This is a genomic window from Tahibacter amnicola (genome assembly GCF_025398735.1).
Taxonomy (GTDB): domain Bacteria; phylum Pseudomonadota; class Gammaproteobacteria; order Xanthomonadales; family Rhodanobacteraceae; genus Tahibacter; species Tahibacter amnicola.
In genome coordinates, this window is sequence record NZ_CP104694.1 from 1,357,029 (window position 1) to 1,380,391 (window position 23,363).

Genomic DNA, 23,363 nt, shown 5'->3' on the forward strand with positions numbered 1-23,363 from the left:
CGCATCATTGCTGATTTATGGTGTGTTCCACAATTGCCGGCGGCGCCGGGCCCGCTCCAGGCCCGGGTGGATCCGCTCAGGCCGCGGCGGCAGCGCCGCCGATGCTGCGCTCGATCAGACGCAGCAGGTCCTCCTCGGAATAGGGTTTGGAAAGGATGGTGTCCACGCCGGCATCGCGCGCCAGTTCCCGGTGGCGCTCGGTGGTACGCGAGGTGATCATGACCACGGGGATGTTCCGGGTCGACGGGTTCTTGCGGATGAACGAGGTGAGCTCCAGGCCGTTCATGCGCGGCATTTCCAGGTCGACCAGCATCAGGTTGGGACGCCGTTCGCGCACACGCTCGACCGCCTCCAGGCCATCACGGGCCGTGGTGGCCTCGAAGCCGGCGTCCACCACCAGCTGTTCGAGCGAGCGGCGCACGCTGAGGGAGTCATCCACGATCAGGATCAGTGGCGCCTCCACCGGCGTTGCCTCGACCAGGGTTTCGATCTGGCCCTGGCGCAGACGCTCGTGGACACCGATCACCTCCAGCAGGTCAACCACGGGGGCGACGGCGCCGTTACCGAGGATGGTCGCACCGAGCACGCCGGGCAGGGGCGGTACGCAGGCGCCCAGCCCCTTGACGATGACCGAGCGCGCTTCGCCGAGACGGTCCACGATGATGAGCGCACTGCCGCGCGGCCCGGCCTTGGCCATCAGCGCCGAGTGGCGCGCGCGGCGCACGGGTGCGCCGGAATAGCCGAGCAGGTTCTCCAGGCCGTATACCGGCAATGTCTGTTTCTGTACCTGTGCAAAAAGCTGCCCGTCCTTCTCGAGGAAGTCGCCCGGTTCCAGTGCAATCAGGCGCTCGATGCCATGCAGGACCAGCGCCACGGTGGCGAAGTCCGTCTGGGTCAGCAGCACCTCGGCGACCACCTGGCTGACCGGCAGCTGGATTTCGAACTCGCAGCCCTGGCCCGGTTCGGTCTTCAGGGTCAGCGAGCCCTTCAACTGGGCGATGCTGCGATGGACGATGTCCATGCCGATACCGCGGCCCGAGGTCTGCGTGACCTCGTTGCGGGTGGAAAAGCCGGGCCGGAAGATCAGCTGACTGATCTGTTCCGGCGTGACCGGCTGGTCCGCTGCGATCAGGCCGCGCTCGATTCCCTTGCGGTGAATCGCTTCCAGATCGAGCCCGCGGCCGTCGTCGGTGCAGCGGATGCGCACGACGCCGGCGTCGCGCTGGAACGACAGGGCGATGTGCCCGTGATCCGGCTTGCCGCTGGCGCGGCGTTCCTCGGGGTATTCGATACCGTGATCGACCGAGTTGCGCAGCATGTGTATGAGCGGTTCGGCGAGCCGGTCGATAATCTCGTGATCGACTGCCGTGGTTTCGCCGTCGAAGTGGATATCGCATTGCTTGCCGAGCTGGCGCGCGGTTTGCCGCACGACGCGCTGCAGGCGCGGTAGCAGGCCGGAAACGGGCAGGGTGCGGGTCTTGAGCACCTGGCCCTGGAGGTCCAGGTGAATCCGGTCTTGCAAGGACAGCAGGTCGCGCAATTCGACGATGTCCTGGCCCACGTCATTGTTGGTGGTGCGGGCGTCGACGCTCGCTTCGACCAGTCGCAGGGTCACCGTGTGCAATTCGTTGTAGCGGTCCATTTCCAGGGCGTCGAGCTCGTCGCCCATGCCCAGCCGCACCGAACCGACGGCGGCGCCGCGGACTTCCACCAGTTGCTGCAATTCCGCCACGAGGGTCTGCAGTGCTTCGTTCTGGCCGGCGATTTCGCCGGCGCGCTGGTCGATGCGCGCGACGCGGTTTTCAATCTGTCGGGCGTAGATCACCGCTTCGCCGGTGAGTCGCAACAGATGATCGAGCAGGCTCATCGGCACGGTGATGGTCTGCTCCGGGGCGACTTCCGGCGCGAGGTCCTCCGCAGCCGCCGGCGCGGGCGTTTCACCCACTGGGGCTTCGGCGACGGGTGCGGCCTGCGGCCGCTCTGCCGTCGCGGAGACCGATTCACCCAGCAGCGCATTCGCCCAGTTCAGTACGCTCTGCAGCACTTCCAGCGCGTTGTCGGGCTGCGGGCCGCGCCGCAGCACGAAATCGCTCATCGACTCCAGGCAGTCTGCCGACTCGACGAGTACGTCCGCGAGTTCAGCGACCGGTATGCCGGGTTCCTCGGCCAGCTTGATCAGGATCTCTTCGAGGTTGTGCGTCAGGTTGGCGATGCCGCGCACGCCGACGATGTTCCCGTCGCCCTTGAGGGTGTGCGCGATGCGGCGTGCCGCATCGAGGTCGTCCGCATCGCCGGTCCGCACGAACCGCTGGATGCGCGCGGAAAACTCGCTGGCGCGCCCCGGCAGCTCGTGCAGCATGCCGGCCAGAACGGTCGGAAGGACGTCTTCGGCGATATCGAGTGCGATATCGTCGGGTTCGGCCAGCGTCTTGCGCGCGGCCTTGAGCGCCGGATCCAGGCCGATCGCCACGTTGACCAGCAGGTCGACCAGTGACTCGACCTGTGGCGGCGAGACGCCCCACGGCTGTGCTACACAAAGCGTTGCAGCGAGATCCGTCGCGGCTGAGCGTTCCGTCGGTGACTGCAGGTAGCCGATCAGCATCACCGGCCATTCGCCCAGCAGGGACAATGCGTCCGGATCGAGCGGTTCGCTACTGTTGCCGTACTGTTCGAGCGCGCCACTGAAGTGGATGCAGACACGCTCGAGGCCGGGCAGATTCAAGGCCTCGGCCGCCGCGGTGATCAGGTCGAATTGCTCGCGGTAGGCGGCAATGGCTTCCATCTGTCCCGCCAGGTCGTCGCTGTACTGCACTTGTCCCGCCAAGGGCAGCAGCTGCGACGATACGGCCTCGATGACCAGCTCAAGCTCTTCGGGAGCGACCCAGGCAACGGCGTTGGCGTCCGTTTCAGCGAACGCCGGTTCGTCCGCCTGCGGCGAGGCCCCCCACGCGTCCGCCGCGACGTCGCCGGGTTCCGGCAACTCTTCGCCGAGCGGGAAGCTGGCATCGGGTTCGGTATCGCCCAGGAAGGTGTGGTCCTCGCCGATGGCCAATCCGGTGTCTTCGTCCGATTGGGCGATGACAGGGTCTTCCTCGCCAATCGAAAACCCGTCCGATGTTCCGCCGATCGCAAAACCTGGGCCATCCTCTTCCGTGTCGATCGCGGCGTAGCGGTCGGTGTGTCCGGCCGGGACGGCACCGATGGCCAATCCGGTGTCTTCGTCCGGGCGCGCGGCGAAGGCGGCTTCCTCGCCGATGGCAAACCCGTTCGGTGGTGCGCCGATCGCGAAACCGGATTCATCCGCAGCCGCGCTGACCACGAATCCGGAACCCTCCGCATCCGCCGGATACATCGGTTCCTGCGCTTCCGCGGCCACCGGCGGTGACGCTGGCGGGATCACATCGTCGGTTGCAGGGACGTGTCCCACCACGCGCAGCGGTGCCTGGCTCGCTGCTGCCATTGCCGCTGCGCAGGCCTCGCGCGCGAGGCGGTCCGCGTCGCGCGCGAGCCGCTCACGCACCAGCGAGGTGAGTTCGCTGGGAAGGTTGGGGAACCAGGATATCGCCAGCAGGTCATCCAGCACCGCCGAGCTGTGTGCCGAATCGGTCTGCCCCATGGCGTAGACAGTCAGGTCGCCGATGAAGGCGGCGAAGCGCTCGGCATCTTCCGAACGCATCGCGCCCGGCGGGCGCCGGCCCTGCACTTTGCGTAGCAGTCGCATCACATAAAAGATGCCCTGCAAGCCGTGGGCGGTGCTTTCGTTCTCCAGCTCCTGCAACGCGCTGTCGAGCGTCGCCGTGGGCGTGCCGAGCTCCTCGTCGAGCACGGACGCGGCAAGGTGCGCGATTCCGTCAATAAGCCGATCGATATGTCCGTCGGAGATCATGGCCTGGTTCCGATGAGCCTGTAGCCGCTGGGACGACCGGGTCCGTTATGAGGACGGCAGCGTGAACACGCGGACCGATTCGAGCAGGCCCGAGGCGTACTCGCTCAGGTTGCGCGTTTCCTTGGCCTGCGTTGCCAGCTGTTCGGTCGTCAGGCGTGTGGCCTCCTGAATCTGGTGTGCACGGGATTGCAGCACGTCCGAGGCCTTTGACTGCTCTTCGGTGGTGTGTGCAATATCGCGGACCGAGCTCACCAGGAGGTCGGTCTTCTCCTCCGTGGTGCGCATCTGCTCACCGGCGCGTTCAGCCATCTTGGAAATTTCCACGACCTGCGTGATGGCGCGGTTGATGGCGTCCACCGTGTCGACGGTTTCGGACTGGATTGCGCCGACGAGGTTGGAGATCTGCTGCGTGGCGGTTCGTGCGCTCTCGGCCAGTCGCTTCACTTCGTCCGCCACCACCGCGTACGCGCGGCCTGCCTCACCGGCCGCCACGGCCTGCATACTGGTGTTGAGGGCCAGCATCGAGGTGCGTTCGGCGATCGTGCCGATCAGGTTCACCGCCACGGTAATTTCCTGCGAGCGCTCGCCCAGGCGCTTGATGCGCTTTTCCGTCTCTCGAATCAGGTCGCGGGATGCCGAGATGCCGCCGACCGTTTCGCGCACCGATGCCAGTGCCTGGCGGGTCGAGCGGATCGCTTCTTCCGCCGCGGTATCGGCGCGGACAGCACGTTCTGCAATTTCCTTCAGGGCGCGGGCCGCGGATCCCAGCTCGTCCGAGGCCTGCTGGATTTCCTTCGAGCCCTTGACCGCCACCGCCATCGCCGACTCGGAACGTTGCCGCACCCGTCCGGACGCGTCCGCCACCTTGTTGGAAATGTCGTCCACCCGCCGGAGCACGTTGGCGGTTTCGCGGGTCATCATGTTCAGGGCGTCCGAAATGGCGCCAGTCACGTCGGGCGTCACGGGCACCTTCACGGTAAGGTCGCGGGCGCTGAGTCGGCTCACCGCCTGCATGATTTCGATTACCGAGTGGTTGAGGCTTTCCGACTCGCGCGCGGCCTCTGCCAGCGTCGACACACGTTCGTCGAGCAGTTTGTCGAGCGCGGCGCCCAGCTCGCCCAGTTCGTCGGTCGTGGGCAGGTGGGAACGTGCGGACAGGTCGCCCTGGGTCAGCTTCGTTACGGTCGACTGCAGCGTGCCGATCGGCCGGTTGATCGACCGCGCCAGCCGGGTGGCGAAGAATGCCGCCGCTGCCAGCACCAGCGCCAGCGTAACGATCGTGGCATAGAGCACCGTCCGGAACAGGCCTGCAATCGGCGCAAAGGCTTCCGCTGCGTCAATTTCCGCCAGGAGTGCCCATTTCTGACCGAGGATGTTGATCGGCGTGTACGCGCTGAGCACCGGAATGCCGCGGTAGTCGGGGAACACACCGTATCCCGTCTTGCCGGCGAGGCCGTCGGCGATACCCTGTGTGCTCATGCGTTGCAGACCGATGTTCGAGTTCTTCGCATCAATGCGCTTCTGCAGTTCGGCCGGCACGCCTGACATCGTCAGCGATGCCATGTAGTCGTTCTTCTGCTCGATCAGGAAGCGGCTGATACTGCGCGGCGTGGAGTCGGGGCCGACCATGTAGATTTCGCCTGAGTTGCCAAGACCTGCTTCGCGCCATTTGCGGTCGAATGTCATGATCTTGTTGATCTGGTCGATCGGCACCTGCACCAGCAGCACGCCGATCTTCTTGCCACCTTCAAACAGCGGCGTGGACATGAACGCCGCCTGGTCCTCGTACGATGGAAGGTAGGTGGCGTAGTCGGTGAGGTAGAAGAAGTCCGGTGTGGTTGCGTCGCGCGCGGCGCGGAACGCCTCGCCGAACTGGGTTTTCGCGTACGGCCCGTTGAGCAGGGAGGTGGCGAAGTCCAGTTCCTTGAAGTAGGTGTAGACGAGGTTGCCGGTTTCCACATCCGCCAGGAAGATGTCGTAGAAGGCGAACTGCGTCACCACCTCGCGCATGAAGGGGTGGAGCTGCTGGTGCGCCTGCGTGTACGCGGAACCGTCCGGGGATGCGTCGAGATTGTTCTTGCTGCCCAGCGGATTCGGGTTGGCGGCGATGTAGTGATACTGCAGCGCGATCGTGGCATCCGGCAGCTGGGTCAGGATGGGGCCCATGTCCACGTCGGAGCCCGGGTTACGCTTGCTGTATTCCTGGACGAAGTCGCCAGCGTAGTATTTTTCCAGTCGTGCCCTGGCATCGGCGACGTTGAAGCCGGGGGCCATTACCGGTGCGTTGAACGCAGCGGTCAGGGACTTGATACCACGCTGCACTTCGGGGGCGTGGGCCACCACCTGGACAGTCTTGCGCAGGCTGTCGAAATACGCCTGGATTTCTGACTGTTTCACCGCGCGCAGCGAGATGAGCTGATCTTCTGCGCGTTGCTCCAGGGATCGTCGTGCCGAGGTCAGCGCCAGTGCCGCAATCACGATGGCAGCCAGTAGTACCGGGACACTGGCCAGCGCCAGCGAGCCGTATTGCACGCGACCACGAATGGTCTGGAACGCACGAATGGAAATAGCCATGATCAGTTCCCCTGCAGCGACACTCGACGCACAGTCCTTCCGCGGACCGCGCCAGTGAAAAGGTGTTTGACCCATTGGTCGAACTGGAAATCGAGCCAGTCGATCCCGCTACTGGCGAAGTAACGATCTACGTAGGGCAGCAGCTCGGGCGCGACGTGGGACAGGTCGTCGGACGATTGCCGGATACGCTCAAGCTGCGGTTCCGTCGCAATAGGTATCGCAAATGCCGTTTCGCCGGTGCCCACGACCAGGACAGAAGGCGACGCCTGGCGTCGCGATTCGCCGAACAGCTCGGCCACGAGGTCGAAAACGGGAACCAGCGTGCCACGTAAATTGAGGACGCCCGCGAACCAGGCGGGCACGTTGGGAATGGGGCACAGGGTTGCGCGCCTGACCATCTCGGTCGGACGCGCCGCAGGCAGCAACAGGTTGGCGTGTCGCCCGTCGGGGATGGGTAGCGAGATAGCGAAACGTGGCTCGCCGGGATCGGCAGCCGGGCTGGGTTCGGTCGTCGCATTCACCGCGGGACCGGCACCGGGAAGAGGAGGCGGCTGGGAATCGCCGGGTGGGAACTGCTCCGTTGTCTGCATCGCAACACCTCTGCTGGTAGAGGGAGTGGACGCTCCTATCGCAACTCGGTATTTTGCAGCGGTCTGCCGGACGCGACCGTTCGATCGCAGCCCGGCGGAGACGGTATGACGTGGTGATTCAGCTCAGGGCTGACTGGATGGTGTCCAGCAACTCTGTTTTCGTATAGGGCTTGCCGACGAGGGCTTTTGCACCCTGCATCTTTGCCCACATGTGGTCGGCCTTCTGGTTCTTGGTGGAAACCATGACGATGGGGATGGTCTTGGTCACCGGATCCGCCTGGAGCGCGCGGCAGGCTTCATAGCCGTCCATCTCCGGCATGACGATATCCATCAGGATCAGACTGGGTTTGTCAGATTTTGCCTTGTCCACGGCTTCGCGGCCGCTCCCGGCGGTGACAGCGAGCCAGCCAGCCTCCGTGACGATTGCCTTGAGGTTGGCCATCTCGGCTGCGGAATCGTCCACAATGAGAATTTTCTGAGGTGCCATGGTCAGCTCCTGCGGTGGTAAGGGAATTGTGGGTTGGCCCTGGTGAGGCGCTGTCCGGCCGTCAGGCGGCGATCACATAGCCGCGCGCCTGCGCCGCGACCGTGTCGTTCTTGAACAGCTTCATCACCACTTTGTTAACGGCCTGATAGAACGTCTTCAGGTCGATCGGCTTGACCAGATAGAGATCGCATCCGGCGAGCGCGCCGCGGGCGCGGTCAAAGGGCGATGACCGGCTGGTCAACATCACGATGGGGAGGTGCTTGGTCGCCGGGTTGCGCCGCAGCTGCCGGCAGACGTCGTAGCCGTCGATTCCGGGCATCACGACGTCCAGGAACATCAGGTCGAACTGATGCTTCTCCAGAAGCAGGAATGCGCTGTCGGCGTTGGAGGCCAGGTCGGCGCGGATGCCCACTTTCGACAGGGCCGCTTCGAGCTGGTTACGCACGGTGACGCTGTCGTCGAGGATCAGGGCCCGCAGTGGGCCGAGTTTCGACAGTGGATGCGGCGCGGCGCCGGGCTTGAACGGGCCGGGCTCCGGAGCGCGTGCAGCCACCGCGGGAGCCGGTGCCGGGCTCTGCGTCGGGGCGACACTTTGCAGCGCGCGCTGTGCCATGTGGAGAAATTCTACATGCACAACGTCGTCGAGGGTGAAGACCAGTTGCGACCAGAGCGACTTGCGCGGAATGCGGTAGCGGCCTGGGGTGGATTCGGGGGTGTCGGTGAGGTGCACGACGACCAGTCGCGGATTGCGGGCCTGGAGCTGGGCACAAAGGGTGCGCCCCTCGGGGCTCTGCGGGTCCAGCAGCGCGACGTCGCAATTATTGGCCAGATTGGCCACTGCCGCGGTGTATCTGAAGCGCGTGGACGGCGCATGCGAAAGAATGATCTGGATCATCCGTTCGTCTTTCGGTGTGATGCCGCACAGCCCCACGGAATACTGATCGCCAGCCATAGGAACCCCCCAAAGCATTGGAAGTCAGATTCGACTTCCGATCATTTCGCCCGGGCAGAGTGGTGACGCACATCCTGTACGAGGACCCTGCCATCGCCGGGAGCGGCTGAAGGATTTGCCGCTGTTCCGGGACGCTTCGCTCCTGCGAATGCCGTGCCAACATGTTGCTACTACTTTGTCCCGGCGTTCGCAAAGAAACGTTTCGTCACTGTTGCCCATGCGCAATGGTGCGCCGTTTTCGCCGCATGCGTAGGCAGCGGCCGCAACTCAGGGTAGAGTGGCCGGGATAGGCAGTGGATTCGGTAGACCGATCAGTGACCTGCCGGCGTGGCGTCGCCGGCGCGCAAGGGAAAATCCGGACAAACCGTGCAAGGACGGCTTTTCGCGGCAGTTCGCGCCCAACGGCGTGCGATCCAGGGGGGACGTCGTCCACCCGTCGGGCGGTCAGCGTGACCGCGTGCCGCCGGCGGGCCAGCCATCGGTGTGTCCGGACCATGCCCAAGGAGACCGGTTTCGACACATGAAGGACAAAAACGAGATAGTGAGCAATTGGCTGCCGCGCTATACGGGCGTGCAGCTGGACGAATTTGGCAAGCATGTCCTGTTGACCAATTTCAGTAACTACGTGGAATTGTTTGCCCAGTGGCATGGCGTGGAAGTCCGCGGGCGCGACAAGGCCATGCCCAGCGCCCATGCCGACGGGCTGTCGATCATCAATTTCGGTATGGGAAGTCCCACCGCGGCGACGGTGATGGACCTGCTCTCGGCCATCATGCCCAAGGCCGTGTTGTTCCTGGGCAAGTGTGGCGGCCTCAAGCGCAAGAACCAGCTTGGCGATCTGATACTCCCTATCGCAGCGTTGCGCGGAGAAGGGACATCGGCCGACTATTTCCCGCCCGAGGTACCGGCCCTGCCGGCGTTCACCCTGCAGCGCGCGGTGTCTTCCACCATCCGCGACTGCGGCCGCGACTACTGGACCGGCACGGTCTACACCACCAATCGCCGGGTCTGGGAACACGACGAGGCCTTCAAGGGCTATCTGCGCCGCACCCGCTGCATGGCGATCGACATGGAGACGGCCACGCTGTTCAGCGTCGGCTTCTTCAACAAGATTCCCACCGGCGCGCTGCTGCTGGTATCCGACCAGCCGATGATCCCGGAAGGCGTGAAGACCGAGGAAAGCGACCGCAAGGTCACCGGCGAGTATGTCGAGGCACATATCCGCATCGGTATCGACGCGCTCAAGGAACTTCGCGACGAGGGCAAGTCGGTCAAGCACCTGCGGTTCTGACCGCAGGCGGCTGCGCCAGGCGGGGCATCCCGGCAGGGGCCGGGTGTCGCCGCTGGCCGGGCGAGGCAACCCCGGTGACAGCGACGCCGGCCCGGAGCCGGCGTTCGTGGGTCAGTTCTTCTTGATTTCGTCCATGCTCCAGTTGAACTGGAGGAAGATGACGGACGGTTCCTTGCCGGGATCAAGCCGGACCTTGCATTCGACCGTCTGCCGGTACTCGCTGGTCAGCCCCTTGTCGAAGACGATCTGCGAGGACAGGTAGAGCACGTCTGCCTGCTCGGGCTTGGCCTTGGCGGCGAGGTCGGCCAGATCCAGCTCGAAGGTGCGTCCGGCCAATTTGTTGCGGACTTCGGACTCGCAGGCCTTGGCTGCCAGTTCCTCACGTCCGCCGCCGCATCCGGTCAGCACGACCGCCATGGCAATCGCCATCGTGAGCGCACGCATCGATGTCTCCTGTCGTTCGTAGGTTGTACGGGAAGGCAAACCCACGTTCCCATTGGACCACTGAGCGCAGTATACCAGCCGGCCTTGCAGTCGCCGTGCCATTGCTTGCGCACCGGCGCGCGATAGTACGGAGCGACTGGCCTGCCTGCCTGGCCATCTGGCCAGGCAGGCTGGTCGTTTTTCAGTAGCGCGGAATGGCCGGGTCGATCTGGCGCGACCAGGCGTCGATACCGCCCTCGACATTGAACACCTGGCGGAAACCCAGGCCGCGGAAGTGCTCGGCGGCGCTGCGGCTGGAATTGCCGTGGTGGCACAGGAAGGCCAGTGGCTGGTCCTTGGGCAACTGGGCGAGCCGGCCGATCGAGTCTTCGTCGAGCACCTGGGCACCGGCAAACGGGGCGTAGGCGCGGTCGGGTGCGGGGCGGACGTCGACGACAGTGATCGTGCCAGCCGCGATGCGTGCCTGGAGCGCCGCGACGTCGAGGTTCTGCACCGCCGGCGGCGCGTTCGGATTGGTGATGGACAGCCCGCTGCCCTGGATCGCGTCGACCCAGTCGATCACGATTCCGCGGGCGCGCTGGGCGGTGTTGAGATCCATGTGGATGGCAATGCCGTTACTGCTGGCGACGATTTCGGAGCCATCCGCCTCGCGCAGGAAGAACTGCGCCTGGAACCGGGCATCGATCTGCAGGTGCAGGACGGCGTCGCCGGCGTCAGCCATGCCGGCCTTCATGGCCTCGGCGGCCGCGTCGGTGACGGTGACCGGCGGCGGCGTGCGGTCCGGCCTCGGGCAGGCCCAGCAGCTCGTGCAGCTCGCCGCTGTTGGCCATGCTCGCCACGATGTCGGCCCCGCCGATCAGCTCGCCGCCGACGTACAGCTGGGGAATCGTCGGCCAGTCGCCGTAGACCTTGATGCCCTCGCGGATTTCCGGGTCGGCAAGGACGTCGACGCTGAGGTAGTCGTCCAGCAGGCCATTGAGGATGCCGGCAGTACCGGCGGAAAAGCCGCAGCGCGGCGCATTGCGGGTGCCCTTCATGAACAGGACGATGCGGTTTTGCTGCAGCAGCGCGTCGATGCGTGCGCGGAGGCTGGGATCAAGGCTCATCGGTATCTCGGGTCTGACGGCAGAACCCGATGATACCGCGTCGCGCCGGGGTGGGCTGGGCAGCCCGGCGCGGCGCGGCCGTCCCGTCCGATGTCGCCCGCCAGCCCCCGGTTGCGTGAAGGAAACGACAAACGCCGAGTTCCGCCAAGGGCTTACGTTGTGTCTGGCGTGCTTTCGGTGATAATCCGCGCCGCCGCCGGCCCGACGGCCGGCCACCCCCTGGAGATCCTATGCACCGCACCCTGCTCGCCCTGGGTATTGCCTTGGCCCTGTCTGCGCCGTCAGCAGCGCAGGAGAATCCCGCCGCCGATGCGCGGCCGGTCGACCACACCATCCCCCTGACCTATGTGGGTACCAACGCCCGGGTCAGTCTGGGCGTGAACGACGACGGCGACATTCACGGCGAGGGCCTCGGCATTTTCGGCTTCGACGGTGATTCCGCCTGGCTGGGCCAGCTGTGGCTTGCCGAGCATGGCGCTGGCGGCGTGCAGTTCGACTACCACTGGCTGTGGGGCGGCAAGACCCGCCAGGACACCATCGACAATCCGGACAGCGTGGCTGTCGCCAAGGCCTTCGTCGCCGTCGACCAGAATATCTGGAATGACCGCAAGGCGACGCTGGGCGTCGGATACGAGAAGAATGATTTCTTCGTCGATGGCTACCTGACCGCGGGTATCACCGGCAAGCGCTTCATCGGTTCCACCTTGACGATGGATACCACCACGCTCAACGGGACCGAGAACGGCCACACGTATACGCAGATTTCGACCACGCGCACCATTACCGACGCCTTCGAGCATCCCTATGAAAAGGGGCTCGGCGTGCGCCTGGGGCGCTACTTCGACCAGCCGCTGCTGCGCCTGCGCGGCGGCCTGGATTACGAGCGCGGCAAGTTCGATTCCGACCAGCTGACCGTCTCGCTCGGTGTGGACAAGTACATCCGCAACACCGGCTGGAGCCTCTCGCTGGACGGTGAATACCTCAAGAAGAGCGGCGAGTTCGAAATCGACAAGCGCGACACCCGCGGCTGGCTGTTCGCGCGCTACGAGTTCGGCGAAAGCTTCCGTGCGCGCGAGCCGCACAAAATGGTGGAGGTCGTGCACCCCGCGGTGCAGGCGGTGCCGCCGGCGCCGCAGGTGATCCGCAACGAGGTGAAGCTCGACGGCGACGCATTTTTCGATTTCGACCGCTCGACCCTGCGCCCGGACGCCGTCGCTGCACTCGATGAGCTGCTGGCGAAGCTGTCCTCCAATGCACGTGTCAGCCGTATCCTGATCGTCGGACACACTGACAGCATTGGCACTGACGCCTACAACCAGAAGTTGTCGGAACGCCGCGCCGCGAGTGCGAAACAGTATCTCGTCAACCACGGCATCCCCGCCGACCAGATCGACACCCGTGGCGACGGCGAGCGCGATCCCAGCTTCCCGAACACGACGAAAGAACTGCGCCAGAAGAACCGTCGCGTCGACGTGGAATTCCTCACGGTCGAGGAAACCACGGTGCCCGTATCGGTTCCCTCGCCCAAGCCGACGGTGGAGTGGAAGAAGGAAGCGGTGCCTGCGCCAGCCGCCTGGATCGAGCGCGCGCTGCGCAATCCGGCGCAGCACAAGCGCACGGTTGACGTATACCGTTTCGAACGCGAAACCAGTACCACCACGCTCGGACCGAAGGTGTTCGACAACCGTCCCCCCGATGCAGTCGATGATTCGGCGACGCTGCCGGTGAACGCGCCGGCCACGGCCATTGCCGTGCTGGCCAATGACACGGATCCCGATCACGACACCCTGACCGTCACGGCGGTGTCCGCTGCAGCGCACGGTACGGCGACGTTCACGGCCGGCGGCGTGAGCTACCAGCCCACCGCCGGTTTCACTGGCACGGATACCTTCACCTACACCATCTCGGATGGCTTCGGTGGCAGCGACACGGCCACCGTCACGGTTCGCGTCGGTGCCGGCAACCGCCCGCCAGTGGCGCAGAACGACCAGGTTTCCACGCCGGCAGGTATACCTGTGAACGTGAGTGTCCTGGCTAACGACAGCGATCCGGATGGCGATACCGTCTCGGTTACGAGCGTGGGCACGCCGGCGCATGGCACAGCCCTCAAGAACGCCGATGGCTCGGTCACCTACACGCCGGTGGCGGGCTACACCGGTACCGACACCTTCACCTACGCGATCAGCGACGGCAATGGCGGCAGCGCAACGGCGCAGGTGACCGTCACCGTGGGTGGTGCAGGCAACCGGCCGCCGGTGGCAAATCCGGACCGGGCCCAGGTGCTCAAGGGCTACGGCGCGGACATCAATGTGCTGGGCAATGACACGGACCCGGACGGCGACCGCCTGCGCGTGATCGCCGTGCAGCACAGTGGCGATTTCGTGGTGAACCTCTCGATCAATCCTGATGGCACGGTGCGCTACCAGCACACTCACGGCACGCAGGGCTATGACTACTTCACCTACACCGTGACGGATGATCACGGTCACGAGGTGACCGGCACCGTCGAGGTGCTGGTGCAGGTGATTCCGTAGGGTGAAGCCTGGCCTGCGATCGGGTGTCCGATCGCAGGCCGGAAGAACGGCCGCTACCAGCTAGGTAGCAGTCGTCGCGCCCAGGCCGGCAGCGGCACGGGGCTGCGGAGAGTGTCGCTGGTCGGAAGCTGTGCAAGCGCAGCGCGGCGATCGGTCCAGTGCAGGAGTTCGAAACGACCATCGAAGTGCTCCACCAGTGCGGTGCAGTGCTCGACCCAGTCGCCGTCGTTCATGTAGTCGACGCCGCCTTCCCGGCGGATCGTCCCGAAGTGGATATGGCCGCAGATCTGTCCATCGAGTCCGCGTGACCGGGCACTGTCGATCGCGCAGGATTCATAGCGGCGGATGAAATCCACCGCCTTTCCGATGGACGACTTGGCCAGGATGGAAAGCGCGAAGTACGGCAGCCGCAATCGCCGGCGCAGCGCGTTCAGGCCGCGATTGAGAGCACACAGGAAGCGATAGCCGCGGTCTCCGAACCACTTCAGCCAGCTGCGGCCCTGGTGTTCCGGATCGAATTCGTCGCCATGGCAGACGCAGTAGCGACGACTGTCCGCACCAACGTGGATCGCATCCAGGGCGATGTCGATCGCGCCGATGCGTTGCCCGGCCAGTCCGCGTAGCCGGGCATCGTGGTTTCCGGGAATGTAGGTGACCTGCGTACCGGTAGCGGCGAGGTCCAGGAATTCAGCCATCACCTGGCTATGCAACGCAGGCCAGTACGGCGTGTGTTCAAGCGCTTCCAGGTCGATGATGTCGCCGACCAGGTACAAGTGGTTGCAGCGCGTGGATCGAAGGAAATCCAGCAGGAACTCCGCGCGGCAGTCACGCGTGCCCAGGTGGATGTCGGAAATGAAGATCGTGCGAAAGCGCAGGCGGTCCATGGGGCGCGCCGGTAGCCGAGCCGGTCAAAGGCTAGCGGCGAGGTGTCGCCGGCCGATGGCAGTCGCGCTTCAGTGCGATGACAACGCCGCCAGCGCCGGCGGGTAGATCTCCCGCACCCAGCCAGTGTACTGGCGACCGGAGGGATGCAGGCCGTCGCTGGCCAGCTGGTCCGGCGAATTGCCGGCCCGGCGCGAGGCCGGTGCGACATCGGCCCAGGCCACCCGGCGCTTGCGGGCTTCTTCCCGGTTCACGGTGTTGAAGGTGTCGAGCTCGCGCGCGATGGTGGCAGTATCACGGCCAGATCCCGCACCGAAGGTTGTCACGCCCCAGTCGGGAATCGATACCACGACCACCCGTTCCGGACGGTGGCCGGCCAGCATGATCGCGCGATCGAGCAGAGCAGCAAATTCCGTGCGGTACTGGTCGACCGGATAGCCCCGGTACTGGTTGTTGACGCCGATCGAAAGCGTGACAAGGTCATAGGGTGGCGACAGCGCTGCCTTGTCCATGGCTGCCGACAGCTCGTCCGTGGTCCATCCGGTGGTCGCGACGATGGTCGGGTCTGACAGGGGAACGCCATTGGCGCGCAGTTGCGCGGCCAACTGGTGCGGCCAGCGCTCCGGTGCCGAAACGCCCTCGCCGATGGTGTAGGAATCACCCAGCGCGAGGAAGCGCAGTTCAGAGACGCCCGTGCTGACTCCCTGAGTCGCCAGCACGGCGCCAAGCAGCCACTCAGGCCACATGGCGCGCGCGCGCCTTGCTGCCGGCGGCCAGGCGATCCAGGCAGCGTTCGATGCGGTCGAACACGTCGGCGATCTGGTCGGGCTCGGGAAGCAGGGTCAGGCGGAAGTGGTTACGTTCGCGGATATTGAAGCCGGTACCGGGCACGACCAGCACGTTCTCGGTTTCCAGCAGATCCAGCGCAAAGGTCTCGTCGTCGAACTGCGAGAAATGCTCGTTGCGGACACTGGGGAACGCGTACAGCGCGCCCTGGGGCTCGACCACGCTCAGGAATTCGCTGTTGCGGACGCCCTCGATGACGGCCCGGCGCGCTTCATAGAGACGCCCACCGGGGGAGGTCAGCGCAGCGGTGGTATCCGGGCCGTTAATGGCCGGTGCTACCCCCCATTGCGTCGGAACGTTCGCGCACAGACGCAGCGCAGAAAGCAGGTCGAGCGCGGAACGGAATTCGGCAAGCTTGGAATCGGCGCCGGAAAGGCTGATCCAGCCCACCCGGTAGCCGCACGCGCGATGCATCTTCGACAGGCCGCTGTAGGTGACGCAGGGCAGGTCGCCGGCGAGCGGCGCCAGCGGCTGGAACGCGGCCTGATCGTAGAGGATGCCGTCGTAGATTTCGTCGGAGAGCAGCAGCAGGCGATGGCGCTCGGCGACACGCACCAGCGCCTTCAGCAGATCGGTCGGGTAGACCGCGCCGGTCGGATTGTTCGGATTGATCAGGACCAGGGCGCGGGTGCGCGGCGTGATCAGGCTTTCGACTTCGTCCGGGTCCGGCAGGTGGCCGCGCGACGCCGGGCAGGGATAGTAGCGGGCCCGGCCGCCGTTGAGCACGGTGGCTGCACTCCAGAGCGGGTAATCGGGACTGGGCAGCAGCACTTCTTCACTGCTGTTGAGCAGGGCGCGCAGGGTCAGGTCGATCAGCTCGCTGACACCGTTACCGATGAAGACGTTTTCGGCATGGGCGCCAAACGCGCCGCGGGCCGTCTCGCGCGCCGCGATGGCCTCGCGTGCGGCCATCAGGCCCTGCTGGTGGCAATAGGCCTCGCTCTGGGCCAGGCGCGATTCCACGGCGGCGCGCACGTGCACCGGCACGCTGAAACCGAACAGGCCCGGGTTGCCGATATTGAGGCGGATGATCTCGCGCCCTTCGGCCTCCAGCTCACGAGCTCGACGCGACAGGGCTCCACGAATCTCGTAGCGGACATCGCCAAGACGGGAACTGACTGGAACGTTGCGCTGCGCCATTGGAGCCGGCCTCTGTCAAATTTCCGCATCCTAGCGGCTGTATTTGAAATATCCAACCGAAGGTCCGAAACAACTGTCTCAAGCGTACGGCAACGCAGCATCGCGGCGCCGTGAGCGGCTTCAAAAAGACATCCGGATGTGTCTGCCAGCGGCCGGTGGCATGGCAGATGAATGGCAGCTGGCTGAACGCATCGGGCGACGGTAATCCGGCGCAACCCTTTGCCTCCGGTAGCCATCCGTACGCGGGCCTCCCAGAAGTCACTGTTCCTACTGGCAGGCGCCAGTTGACCACCGTGCGCATACGATGCGCCCTTGACGGAAGGAGTTATGGTGTTATAGTTACCTACAACACCAGGGCAAAGACCATGAAAACCTCACTATTGGCGAGCTTGATCGTAGTGTCCCTAGCGACATCGGCGCTGACCGGCTGCGGGCGGGACGCCCAGTCCAAACCGCCCGCCGCGGATGCGAAACCGAAGGTCGAGGCCGTACCGGTCGAGGTGGCCGCGGTGGCGCAGGGCGACATCACCGCGACCTATTCGGGTACGGCAACGCTGGAAGCCGAGCACGAAGCGAAGGTCGTCAGCGAAATCGGCGGCATCGTCCTGCGGCTGGAAGCCGAAGAAGGCCAGCGCGTGAAGAAGGGCCAGATCCTGGCCCGGCTCGATGCCGAGCGTCACAGCGTGCTGCTGCGCCAGGCCGAGGCGGAGCTGGAGCGTCTGCGTCACAGCGACACACGTAATGAGAGCCTGTTCAAACGCCAGCTGATCGCACGCAATGCCTACGAGCAGAACAAGTCTCGACCTGGCCTCGCGCAAGGCCGAGGTCGATCTGGCACGCCTTTCCCTGTCAAAGTGCGCTGTCATCGCGCCGTTCGACGGCGTGATCACGCGCCGCCTGATCAAGCAGGGCCAGCTTCTGAAGATGAACGATGTCGCCTTCGAGATGGCCGACTTCAGCGATCTGAAGGTGCGCCTGCGTGTCCCGGAACGCGCCAGCGTGGCGCTCAAGGCGGGCCAGCCGGTGCAGTACCGCGCCGACGCGCTGCCGGGCAAGGATTTCACCGCCACCGTCAACCGCGTCAGCCCGGTCGTCGACGCCAGGAGCGGCACGGTCGAAGTGGTCGTGGCGGTGGACAACACCACGGGCGCCCTGCGGCCTGGCCTGTTCTCCCGCCTGGACATCGCCTACGACCACGTCGCCGCGGCGACCCTGCTGCCCAAGTCGGCCGTGCTGACCAACGAGCGTGAATCGAGCGTCTTCGTCATCCGCGACGGCAAGGCGGCACGCGTAGCCGTGAAGCTGGGTTACGAGTCGGGCCATCAGGTGCAGGTGCTGCAGGGGCTGAGCCCCGGTGTCGAAGTCATTACCGCGGGACACACCAGTCTGACCGACGGTGCCCCGGTCGACGCGATCAAAGCCGTTGATCGCGAGCTGGCGGCGGTCAAGAGCTGAACAGCGGGCGGGTGGTTCGCAAGGATCAGCCCGCCCTTTCCGTCTGTACAATCGGCGAATGGAGCTCACCCCGGAACACGGCGCACGCCTCGCCGCAATAGGCTGGCGAAGCGATATCACCCTTCCTGCCGATGCGCCGGACCAGGCCATTCCGGCGCGCGTCATCGTGCAGCACCGCAACGGCTACGTGGTGCACGATGGCGAGAAGGAATTCACAGCACAGCCGGCGCCGCGCTTCCTCAAGCGCAATCTCGATCCCACCGAGCGGCCGGCGGTTGGGGACTTCGTCCTGCTCAAGCCGGGCAAGCCGCCCCAGATCGAAACCATTCTTCCGCGCCACGCCCTGCTGTCGCGTGCGGCGGCCGGCGAGCGCTATCAGCGCCAGCCGATCGCCACGAATGTCGACACGGTGCTGGTGCTGATGGGGCTGGACGGTGATTTCAACCCCCGCCGGCTGGAACGCTATCTGGCGTTGATCCAGGCCTCCGGTGCGCATTGCGTCGTGGTGCTGACAAAAGCCGACCGCCACGACGATCTCGACGCACTCCTGGTCGACGTCGGGGACGTCCTGCCGCCGGACACCATCGTGCACGCGGTCAACGCCAAGGACGCGGCCAGTATTGCCGTCCTGCACCCCTATCTGGGACCGGGACTGACGGCGGTGCTGGTGGGCTCGTCCGGGGTCGGCAAATCCACCTTGACCAATACGCTGCTGGGTGTCGAACGCCAGGCCACGCGCGAGGTGCGCGAGCACGACAGCCGCGGGCGACACACCACCACGTTCCGGGCGTTGATCGCGCTGCCGCAGGGTGGCTGCCTGATTGACACCCCCGGCATGCGCGAGCTCAAGCTGACCGGCGAGGAAAATCTCGAAGCGGGCCAGTTTGCCGATATCGAGGCACTGGCGACCCAATGCCGCTTTGGCGATTGCGCCCACATGAGCGAGCCCGGTTGCGCCGTGCGCGCTGCGCTCGAGCAGGGCGACCTCGATTCCGACCGCTGGCACAGCTACCAGAAGCTGCGCGACGAAATCCAGGCCCAGGCCAGCAATCTCGAGGCGCAACTCAAGCGCAAGGGCGAGGCGCGCATTCTTGGCAAGGCGCTCGGGCAGCGGCTGAAGGAAAAATACGGGCACCGCTGAGCGGGCCCGTCAGCGCGCGCTTTTGCGCCGCACCAGTTTCAGGCCGCTCCACGTCGCATCAACCGCGCACACTTTCACGTCGACCAGCTGTCGCGGCAGCGCGAGCTCGCGCACCGTATCTTCCGTGACGTCCGTGGCGATCTTCGACGCCTTCTTCGGCCATGAAATCCACAACTGGCCGTCCGGCGCCAGACGCTCGTCGAGCGCTGCCAGTGCCTGGGCCAGCGCTTCGCGCGACTGCACGAACACATGGCCGAAGTTGAAGGGCGCGCCGTGTCGTGCGAGGGTCACTTGGGTCATGTCAAAGCCGGTCAGCTGCGCGTAGCGCTCGACCGCTTCGGACAGGTGCACGCACAGGCCTGGTTTGAGGCCCAGCTTCTGCCACAAGGGCTTTCCCGAATATCCCGCGTCGTTAGAAGTGGTTTGCATATGACGGCCTGTCGTCGCTTCTCGCATAGCCCACAAAGTCGGTGCGGCGAGGCGGAAGGTGCCACCGGCGTCACACTCGCGCACCCATCTGACACCTGTCACCTCCGATGGCTGACCGTCGGCCGTGGTGGAGGCGCGGCAGGTGAGCCACTCTATGGCACACTCTAGAGTGGTCTGACCCCGTTGGGAGCCGACTTTCCTGCCAAGACCCCAATCAGCCCAGCCGCGCCGGCCCTCACTGCGCACAGCCGGCGACCCCGACCTTGAAGGGGTACGCGAACGACCAAAGCAGGCACGGCCTTTTCAACGGCCCTTTGGCGATCCTCATCAGCGCGACAGCCGGCGCAGAACGCATTCGTGACTTTCAAGCAAGGTGGAATCGTGGACAACTCGGAAATGCTCAAACAGCTGCGCATCGACCGCAACGAACCCGCGGCCGAATCCGGCGGAAAGGGAAAGTGGGTGGCGATCGCAGCCGTCGTTGTCGCCGGAATTGCCGCCGGCGCCTGGATGATGCTCGGCAAGGGCAACACCTGGGTCATCAAGACAGCCGTCGCGCAGCCGGCGGCAACGGTGGCGTCTTCCGGCGGCTCGGTGCTGGATTCGTCCGGCTATGTCACGGCGCGCCGACAGGCGACGGTGTCGTCGAAGGTGACTGGTCGCGTGATGGAAGTGCTGATCGAGGAAGGCCAGCGCGTCGAGGAAGGCCAGGTGCTGGCCCGCATCGATCCGATCGACGCGACCGCCCATCTCCATCTGACCCAATCGCAGCTGGACGCCGCCCGCGCGCAACTGGCCGAACACAGGGTGCAGCTGCAGCAGGCCGAGCGTGACCACAAGCGCGTGCAGGACATGGTCGCGCGAAAACTCACCAGCCAGCAGTCGGTGGAAGATGCACAGACCAAAGTGGCAGCGCTGCGCGCGCGCATTGCCGCGCAGGAGCGGCAGGTCGCCGTGGCCGAGCGGGGCGTTTCGATCGCCCAGGTCGACGTGGACAACACCGTCGTCAAGGCGCCTTTCGCTGGCGTGGTGACGGTGAAGGCGGCGCAGCCGGGCGAAATCGTCTCGCCGATGTCCGCCGGCGGCGGCTTCACCCGCACCGGTATCGGCACGATCGTCGACATGACTTCGCTCGAAATCGAAGTGGATGTGAACGAGTCCTACATCGGTCGCGTGCAGCCGGGCCAGCCGGTGGAGAGCACGCTCAATGCGTACCCGGACTGGAAGATCCCGGGCAAGGTCATCGCCATCATCCCGACCGCCGATCGCAGCAAGGCAACCGTCAAGGTGCGCATCGGAATGGATAGCAAGGACGCCCGCATCGTGCCGGACATGGGTGCCCGCGTCGCCTTCCTGAGCGAGGAAAAACCCGCCGAGGTGAAGGCAGCGCCGATGCCGGGCGTGCTGGTTCCCGGCGACGCCGTGCAGACCGAAGGTGAGGCGACTTTCGTCTATGTCGTGCGCGATGGCCGTGTCGAAGCGCGTAAGGTGACGCTTGGCCAGTCGATGAACAGCAATCGTCAGGTGCTCAGTGGCCTGACCGCCGGCGAGCGTGTCGCCGTTGCCCCGCCGGATGGCATCAAGGCGGGCGACAAAGTGAAGACCAGCATGTAACGACATTCCGACGCGGGCGTACCGGCCATCGAGATGGCCGGTGGCCGCGTCGTGCCGGCAGCCAGCCATCGGCGCCGGCCGGACATCAAATCAATACCGGAGATACGTGTATGACCAACCTTGTCAGCATCCGCCAGCTCACCAAGAGCTATACGCGCGGCAACCAGAAGGTGGAAGTGCTGCACGGGCTTTCGCTGGATATTCCCAAAGGCGATTTTGTTGCCCTGATGGGGCCGTCCGGCTCGGGCAAGACGACACTGCTGAACCTGATCGGCGGGCTCGACCAGCCGACCTCGGGCGAGCTGGCGATCGACGGCAAGCAGATCGGCCGCATGAGCGCCGGGCAGCTGGCCAAGTGGCGCGCGCAGAACGTCGGCTTCGTGTTCCAGTTCTATAACCTCATGCCCGTGCTCACCGCCGAGGCGAATGTCGAGCTGCCGCTGCTCCTCACCAATCTCTCGAGCGCCCAGCGCAAGAAGAATGTGCAGATCGCGCTGCAGGTCGTGGGACTTGCCGATCGTGCCCGCCATAAGCCGAAAGAGCTTTCCGGTGGACAGGAGCAGCGCGTCGCCATTGCCCGCGCCATCGTGTCGGATCCGACGATCCTGGTCTGCGACGAACCCACGGGTGACCTCGACCGCAAGACGGCCGATGAAATCCTCACCCTGCTGCAGACGCTCAACCGCGAGCACGGCAAGACCATCGTCATGGTGACGCACGATCCGCGCGCCGCCGAGTACGCCAAGCGCACCCTGCATCTGGACAAGGGCCAGCTGGCCGAACAGGCCGCGCACTAAGCGCTGCCCGGCAACCAGGACATTGCCATGACCAAGACCGGTTTCGTCATCGCCAATCTGTTCCGAAAGAAGTCGCGCTTCGTGCTCACCCTGCTGTCGGTGATCATGGCGTTCCTTCTGTTCGGCCTGTTGCAAAGTGTCAACGTGCTGTTCAATGCCGGCGCCGATTTCGTCGGTGCCACGCGCCTGATGACCCAGGCGCGCGTGTCCTTCACCCAGTCACTGCCGCTGCGCCAGCTGCCGGAAATCGAGAGCATCCCGGGCGTCAAGCGCGTGATGTACCAGCAGTGGTTCGGCGGCATCCTGGAGAAGGACAAAGAACAGCTCTTCACCTTCGCCGTTGATCCCGAGCGCCTGCACGACGTCTACCCCGAATGGCAGATGCCCGAGGAGCAGTGGAAGGCCTTCGCCAATACCCGCACCGGCATGATCGTCGGCAAGCTCCTGGCCGACAAATACGGCTGGAAGGTGGGCGACAAGGTGCCCCTGGGTTCGGACATCTTCCCGCAGAAGAACGGCAGCAAGTCCTGGGCCTTCGACCTCGTCGGCATCTACGACGGCAAGGACGAGGAATGGAAACGCAAGGCGCTGCAGGTCTTCATCAACCACGCCTATTTCGACGAAGCGAACATGTTCATGCACGGCATGGCCGGCATCTACACGATCCAGCTGACCGATCCGGACCTCGCCAAGCAGGTGGCCGAGGCGATCGACAAGCGCTTTGAAAATTCGCCCGACGAAACCAAGACGCAGACCGAGAAAGACTGGAACGCCGGCTTCATCAAGCAGATGGGTGACATCGGCATGATTGTCCGCTGGATTCTCTTCGCCGTGTTCTTCACCCTGCTGCTGGTGGTCGGCAACACCATGGCGCAGAGCGTGCGCGAACGCGTTCCGGAACTGGCCGTGCTCAAGACGCTGGGCTTTTCGGATGGCGCCGTGCTGGGCTTCGTGTTGTCCGAATCGCTCACGCTGTGCGCCCTGGGTGGCGTGATCGGGCTGGGCATCTCTACCTTGCTGGGCTTTCTGATCCAGAAATCGCCCGCGGGAATGATGTTCCCGATCAGCGTCGACTGGCGCGTGTGGAGTGCCGGCATCGTGGCGATCCTGGTGCTCAGTCTGGCGGTGGGTCTGTTGCCCGCGCTGCGTGCCCGTCGCCTGAAGATCGTCGACGCGCTGGCCGGTCGCTAAGGAG

General features: G+C 65.0%; 18 protein-coding genes and 1 pseudogene. 7 read left to right on the forward strand and 12 right to left on the reverse strand.

Annotation, left to right across the window (positions count from 1 at the left end; all coding sequences use genetic code 11):
* Positions 1-76 precede the first annotated feature (76 nt).
* The 5 genes from N4264_RS05675 to N4264_RS05695 all read right to left on the reverse strand — a co-directional run bounded on the left by N4264_RS05675 (position 77) and on the right by N4264_RS05695 (position 8,432).
* The gene (locus tag N4264_RS05675; protein WP_261696099.1) at positions 77-3,886 is read right to left on the reverse strand and encodes a hybrid sensor histidine kinase/response regulator; all 3,810 of its coding nucleotides are present in this window, start codon (positions 3,884-3,886) and stop codon (positions 77-79) included.
* Positions 3,887-3,931: 45 nt separating this feature from the next.
* Positions 3,932-6,460, reverse strand: coding sequence for a methyl-accepting chemotaxis protein (locus N4264_RS05680; RefSeq protein ID WP_261696100.1), 2,529 nt, complete (start codon positions 6,458-6,460; stop codon positions 3,932-3,934).
* Positions 6,461-6,462: 2 nt separating this feature from the next.
* Positions 6,463-7,050: a chemotaxis protein CheW gene (locus tag N4264_RS05685; RefSeq protein WP_261696101.1), complete on the reverse strand. Its 588-nt coding sequence runs from the start codon at positions 7,048-7,050 to the stop codon at positions 6,463-6,465.
* 118 nt (positions 7,051-7,168) lie between these two features.
* Positions 7,169-7,537: a response regulator gene (locus tag N4264_RS05690; protein ID WP_261696102.1), complete on the reverse strand. Its 369-nt coding sequence runs from the start codon at positions 7,535-7,537 to the stop codon at positions 7,169-7,171.
* A gap of 61 nt (positions 7,538-7,598) precedes the next feature.
* Entirely contained in the window at positions 7,599-8,432 is an 834-nt protein-coding gene (locus tag N4264_RS05695) for a response regulator (RefSeq protein WP_261696103.1), read from the reverse strand.
* A 577-nt stretch (positions 8,433-9,009) separates the two neighbouring features.
* Here N4264_RS05695 and N4264_RS05700 point away from each other — a divergent pair.
* Positions 9,010-9,780 (forward strand): AMP nucleosidase, encoded by a 771-nt coding sequence (locus N4264_RS05700; RefSeq protein ID WP_261696104.1) that lies wholly within the window; start codon positions 9,010-9,012, stop codon positions 9,778-9,780.
* 111 nt (positions 9,781-9,891) lie between these two features.
* On the opposite strand, the gene N4264_RS05705 is transcribed toward N4264_RS05700, so the two are convergent.
* Positions 9,892-10,224 (reverse strand): hypothetical protein, encoded by a 333-nt coding sequence (locus tag N4264_RS05705; protein ID WP_261696105.1) that lies wholly within the window; start codon positions 10,222-10,224, stop codon positions 9,892-9,894.
* Between the two features lie 181 nt (positions 10,225-10,405).
* Positions 10,406-11,330, reverse strand: a pseudogene (gene grxD, locus N4264_RS05710) (Grx4 family monothiol glutaredoxin).
* 230 nt (positions 11,331-11,560) lie between these two features.
* Between grxD and N4264_RS05715 the strand changes: the two are divergent.
* Complete coding sequence (locus tag N4264_RS05715) at positions 11,561-13,864, forward strand: Ig-like domain-containing protein (RefSeq protein WP_261696106.1); 2,304 nt, start codon at positions 11,561-11,563, stop codon at positions 13,862-13,864.
* 53 nt (positions 13,865-13,917) lie between these two features.
* Here the strand turns inward: N4264_RS05715 and N4264_RS05720 are convergent, their stop codons facing one another.
* From N4264_RS05720 to N4264_RS25965, 4 genes are all read right to left on the reverse strand, one after another.
* On the reverse strand, positions 13,918-14,748 hold the full coding sequence (locus N4264_RS05720) for a UDP-2,3-diacylglucosamine diphosphatase (protein ID WP_261696107.1): 831 nt from the start codon (positions 14,746-14,748) through the stop codon (positions 13,918-13,920).
* A 69-nt stretch (positions 14,749-14,817) separates the two neighbouring features.
* Positions 14,818-15,492 carry an SGNH/GDSL hydrolase family protein gene (locus tag N4264_RS05725; protein ID WP_261696108.1) on the reverse strand — a complete coding sequence of 225 codons (675 nt, stop codon included), beginning with the start codon at positions 15,490-15,492 and terminating at the stop codon, positions 14,818-14,820.
* On the reverse strand, positions 15,482-16,732 hold the full coding sequence (locus N4264_RS05730; RefSeq protein ID WP_261696109.1) for an aminotransferase class I/II-fold pyridoxal phosphate-dependent enzyme: 1,251 nt from the start codon (positions 16,730-16,732) through the stop codon (positions 15,482-15,484). Before N4264_RS05730 ends, N4264_RS05725 begins: the two co-directional genes overlap by 11 nt.
* Before the next feature lie 404 nt (positions 16,733-17,136).
* The gene (locus N4264_RS25965; protein WP_261696110.1) at positions 17,137-17,460 is read right to left on the reverse strand and encodes a hypothetical protein; all 324 of its coding nucleotides are present in this window, start codon (positions 17,458-17,460) and stop codon (positions 17,137-17,139) included.
* A 49-nt stretch (positions 17,461-17,509) separates the two neighbouring features.
* Between N4264_RS25965 and N4264_RS05740 the strand changes: the two genes are divergently transcribed.
* A complete protein-coding gene (locus tag N4264_RS05740; RefSeq protein WP_261696111.1) occupies positions 17,510-18,187 on the forward strand; it encodes an efflux RND transporter periplasmic adaptor subunit in 678 nt (225 codons plus the stop codon).
* Positions 18,188-18,245: 58 nt separating this feature from the next.
* Positions 18,246-19,328: a ribosome small subunit-dependent GTPase A gene (gene rsgA / locus N4264_RS05745; RefSeq protein WP_261696112.1), complete on the forward strand. Its 1,083-nt coding sequence runs from the start codon at positions 18,246-18,248 to the stop codon at positions 19,326-19,328.
* A gap of 9 nt (positions 19,329-19,337) precedes the next feature.
* Here rsgA and N4264_RS05750 read toward each other — a convergent pair whose 3' ends face one another.
* Positions 19,338-19,757, reverse strand: a complete 420-nt coding sequence (locus tag N4264_RS05750) for a DUF3052 domain-containing protein (protein ID WP_261696113.1) — start codon at positions 19,755-19,757, stop codon at positions 19,338-19,340.
* 378 nt (positions 19,758-20,135) lie between these two features.
* On the opposite strand from N4264_RS05750, the gene N4264_RS05755 reads away from it, so the two are divergent.
* The 3 genes from N4264_RS05755 to N4264_RS05765 all read left to right on the forward strand — a co-directional run bounded on the left by N4264_RS05755 (position 20,136) and on the right by N4264_RS05765 (position 23,359).
* The gene (locus N4264_RS05755) at positions 20,136-21,371 is read left to right on the forward strand and encodes an efflux RND transporter periplasmic adaptor subunit (protein ID WP_261697580.1); all 1,236 of its coding nucleotides are present in this window, start codon (positions 20,136-20,138) and stop codon (positions 21,369-21,371) included.
* A 110-nt stretch (positions 21,372-21,481) separates the two neighbouring features.
* Positions 21,482-22,168, forward strand: a complete 687-nt coding sequence (locus N4264_RS05760) for an ABC transporter ATP-binding protein (protein WP_261696114.1) — start codon at positions 21,482-21,484, stop codon at positions 22,166-22,168.
* Between the two features lie 27 nt (positions 22,169-22,195).
* Positions 22,196-23,359 (forward strand): ABC transporter permease, encoded by a 1,164-nt coding sequence (locus N4264_RS05765; RefSeq protein WP_261696115.1) that lies wholly within the window; start codon positions 22,196-22,198, stop codon positions 23,357-23,359.
* The last annotated feature ends 4 nt before the right edge of the window (positions 23,360-23,363 follow it).

Excerpts from the sequence above, each read along its gene's own strand:
- N4264_RS05700 (WP_261696104.1), top strand. The coding sequence starts at position 9,010 with ATGAAGGACAAAAACGAGATAGTGAGCAATTGGCTGCCGCGCTATACG.
- N4264_RS05680 (WP_261696100.1), bottom strand. The coding sequence starts at position 6,460 with ATGGCTATTTCCATTCGTGCGTTCCAGACCATTCGTGGTCGCGTGCAA.
- N4264_RS05760 (WP_261696114.1), top strand. The coding sequence starts at position 21,482 with ATGACCAACCTTGTCAGCATCCGCCAGCTCACCAAGAGCTATACGCGC.
- N4264_RS05715 (WP_261696106.1), top strand. The coding sequence starts at position 11,561 with ATGCACCGCACCCTGCTCGCCCTGGGTATTGCCTTGGCCCTGTCTGCG.
- N4264_RS05705 (WP_261696105.1), bottom strand. The coding sequence starts at position 10,224 with ATGCGTGCGCTCACGATGGCGATTGCCATGGCGGTCGTGCTGACCGGA.
- rsgA (WP_261696112.1), top strand. The coding sequence starts at position 18,246 with ATGGAGCTCACCCCGGAACACGGCGCACGCCTCGCCGCAATAGGCTGG.
- N4264_RS05675 (WP_261696099.1), bottom strand. The coding sequence starts at position 3,886 with ATGATCTCCGACGGACATATCGATCGGCTTATTGACGGAATCGCGCAC.
- N4264_RS05725 (WP_261696108.1), bottom strand. The coding sequence starts at position 15,492 with ATGTGGCCTGAGTGGCTGCTTGGCGCCGTGCTGGCGACTCAGGGAGTC.
- N4264_RS05685 (WP_261696101.1), bottom strand. The coding sequence starts at position 7,050 with ATGCAGACAACGGAGCAGTTCCCACCCGGCGATTCCCAGCCGCCTCCT.
- N4264_RS05695 (WP_261696103.1), bottom strand. The coding sequence starts at position 8,432 with ATGATCCAGATCATTCTTTCGCATGCGCCGTCCACGCGCTTCAGATAC.
- N4264_RS05765 (WP_261696115.1), top strand. The coding sequence starts at position 22,196 with ATGACCAAGACCGGTTTCGTCATCGCCAATCTGTTCCGAAAGAAGTCG.
- N4264_RS05740 (WP_261696111.1), top strand. The coding sequence starts at position 17,510 with ATGCCTACGAGCAGAACAAGTCTCGACCTGGCCTCGCGCAAGGCCGAG.
- N4264_RS05750 (WP_261696113.1), bottom strand. The coding sequence starts at position 19,757 with ATGCAAACCACTTCTAACGACGCGGGATATTCGGGAAAGCCCTTGTGG.
- N4264_RS05690 (WP_261696102.1), bottom strand. The coding sequence starts at position 7,537 with ATGGCACCTCAGAAAATTCTCATTGTGGACGATTCCGCAGCCGAGATG.
- N4264_RS05720 (WP_261696107.1), bottom strand. The coding sequence starts at position 14,748 with ATGGACCGCCTGCGCTTTCGCACGATCTTCATTTCCGACATCCACCTG.
- N4264_RS05730 (WP_261696109.1), bottom strand. The coding sequence starts at position 16,732 with ATGGCGCAGCGCAACGTTCCAGTCAGTTCCCGTCTTGGCGATGTCCGC.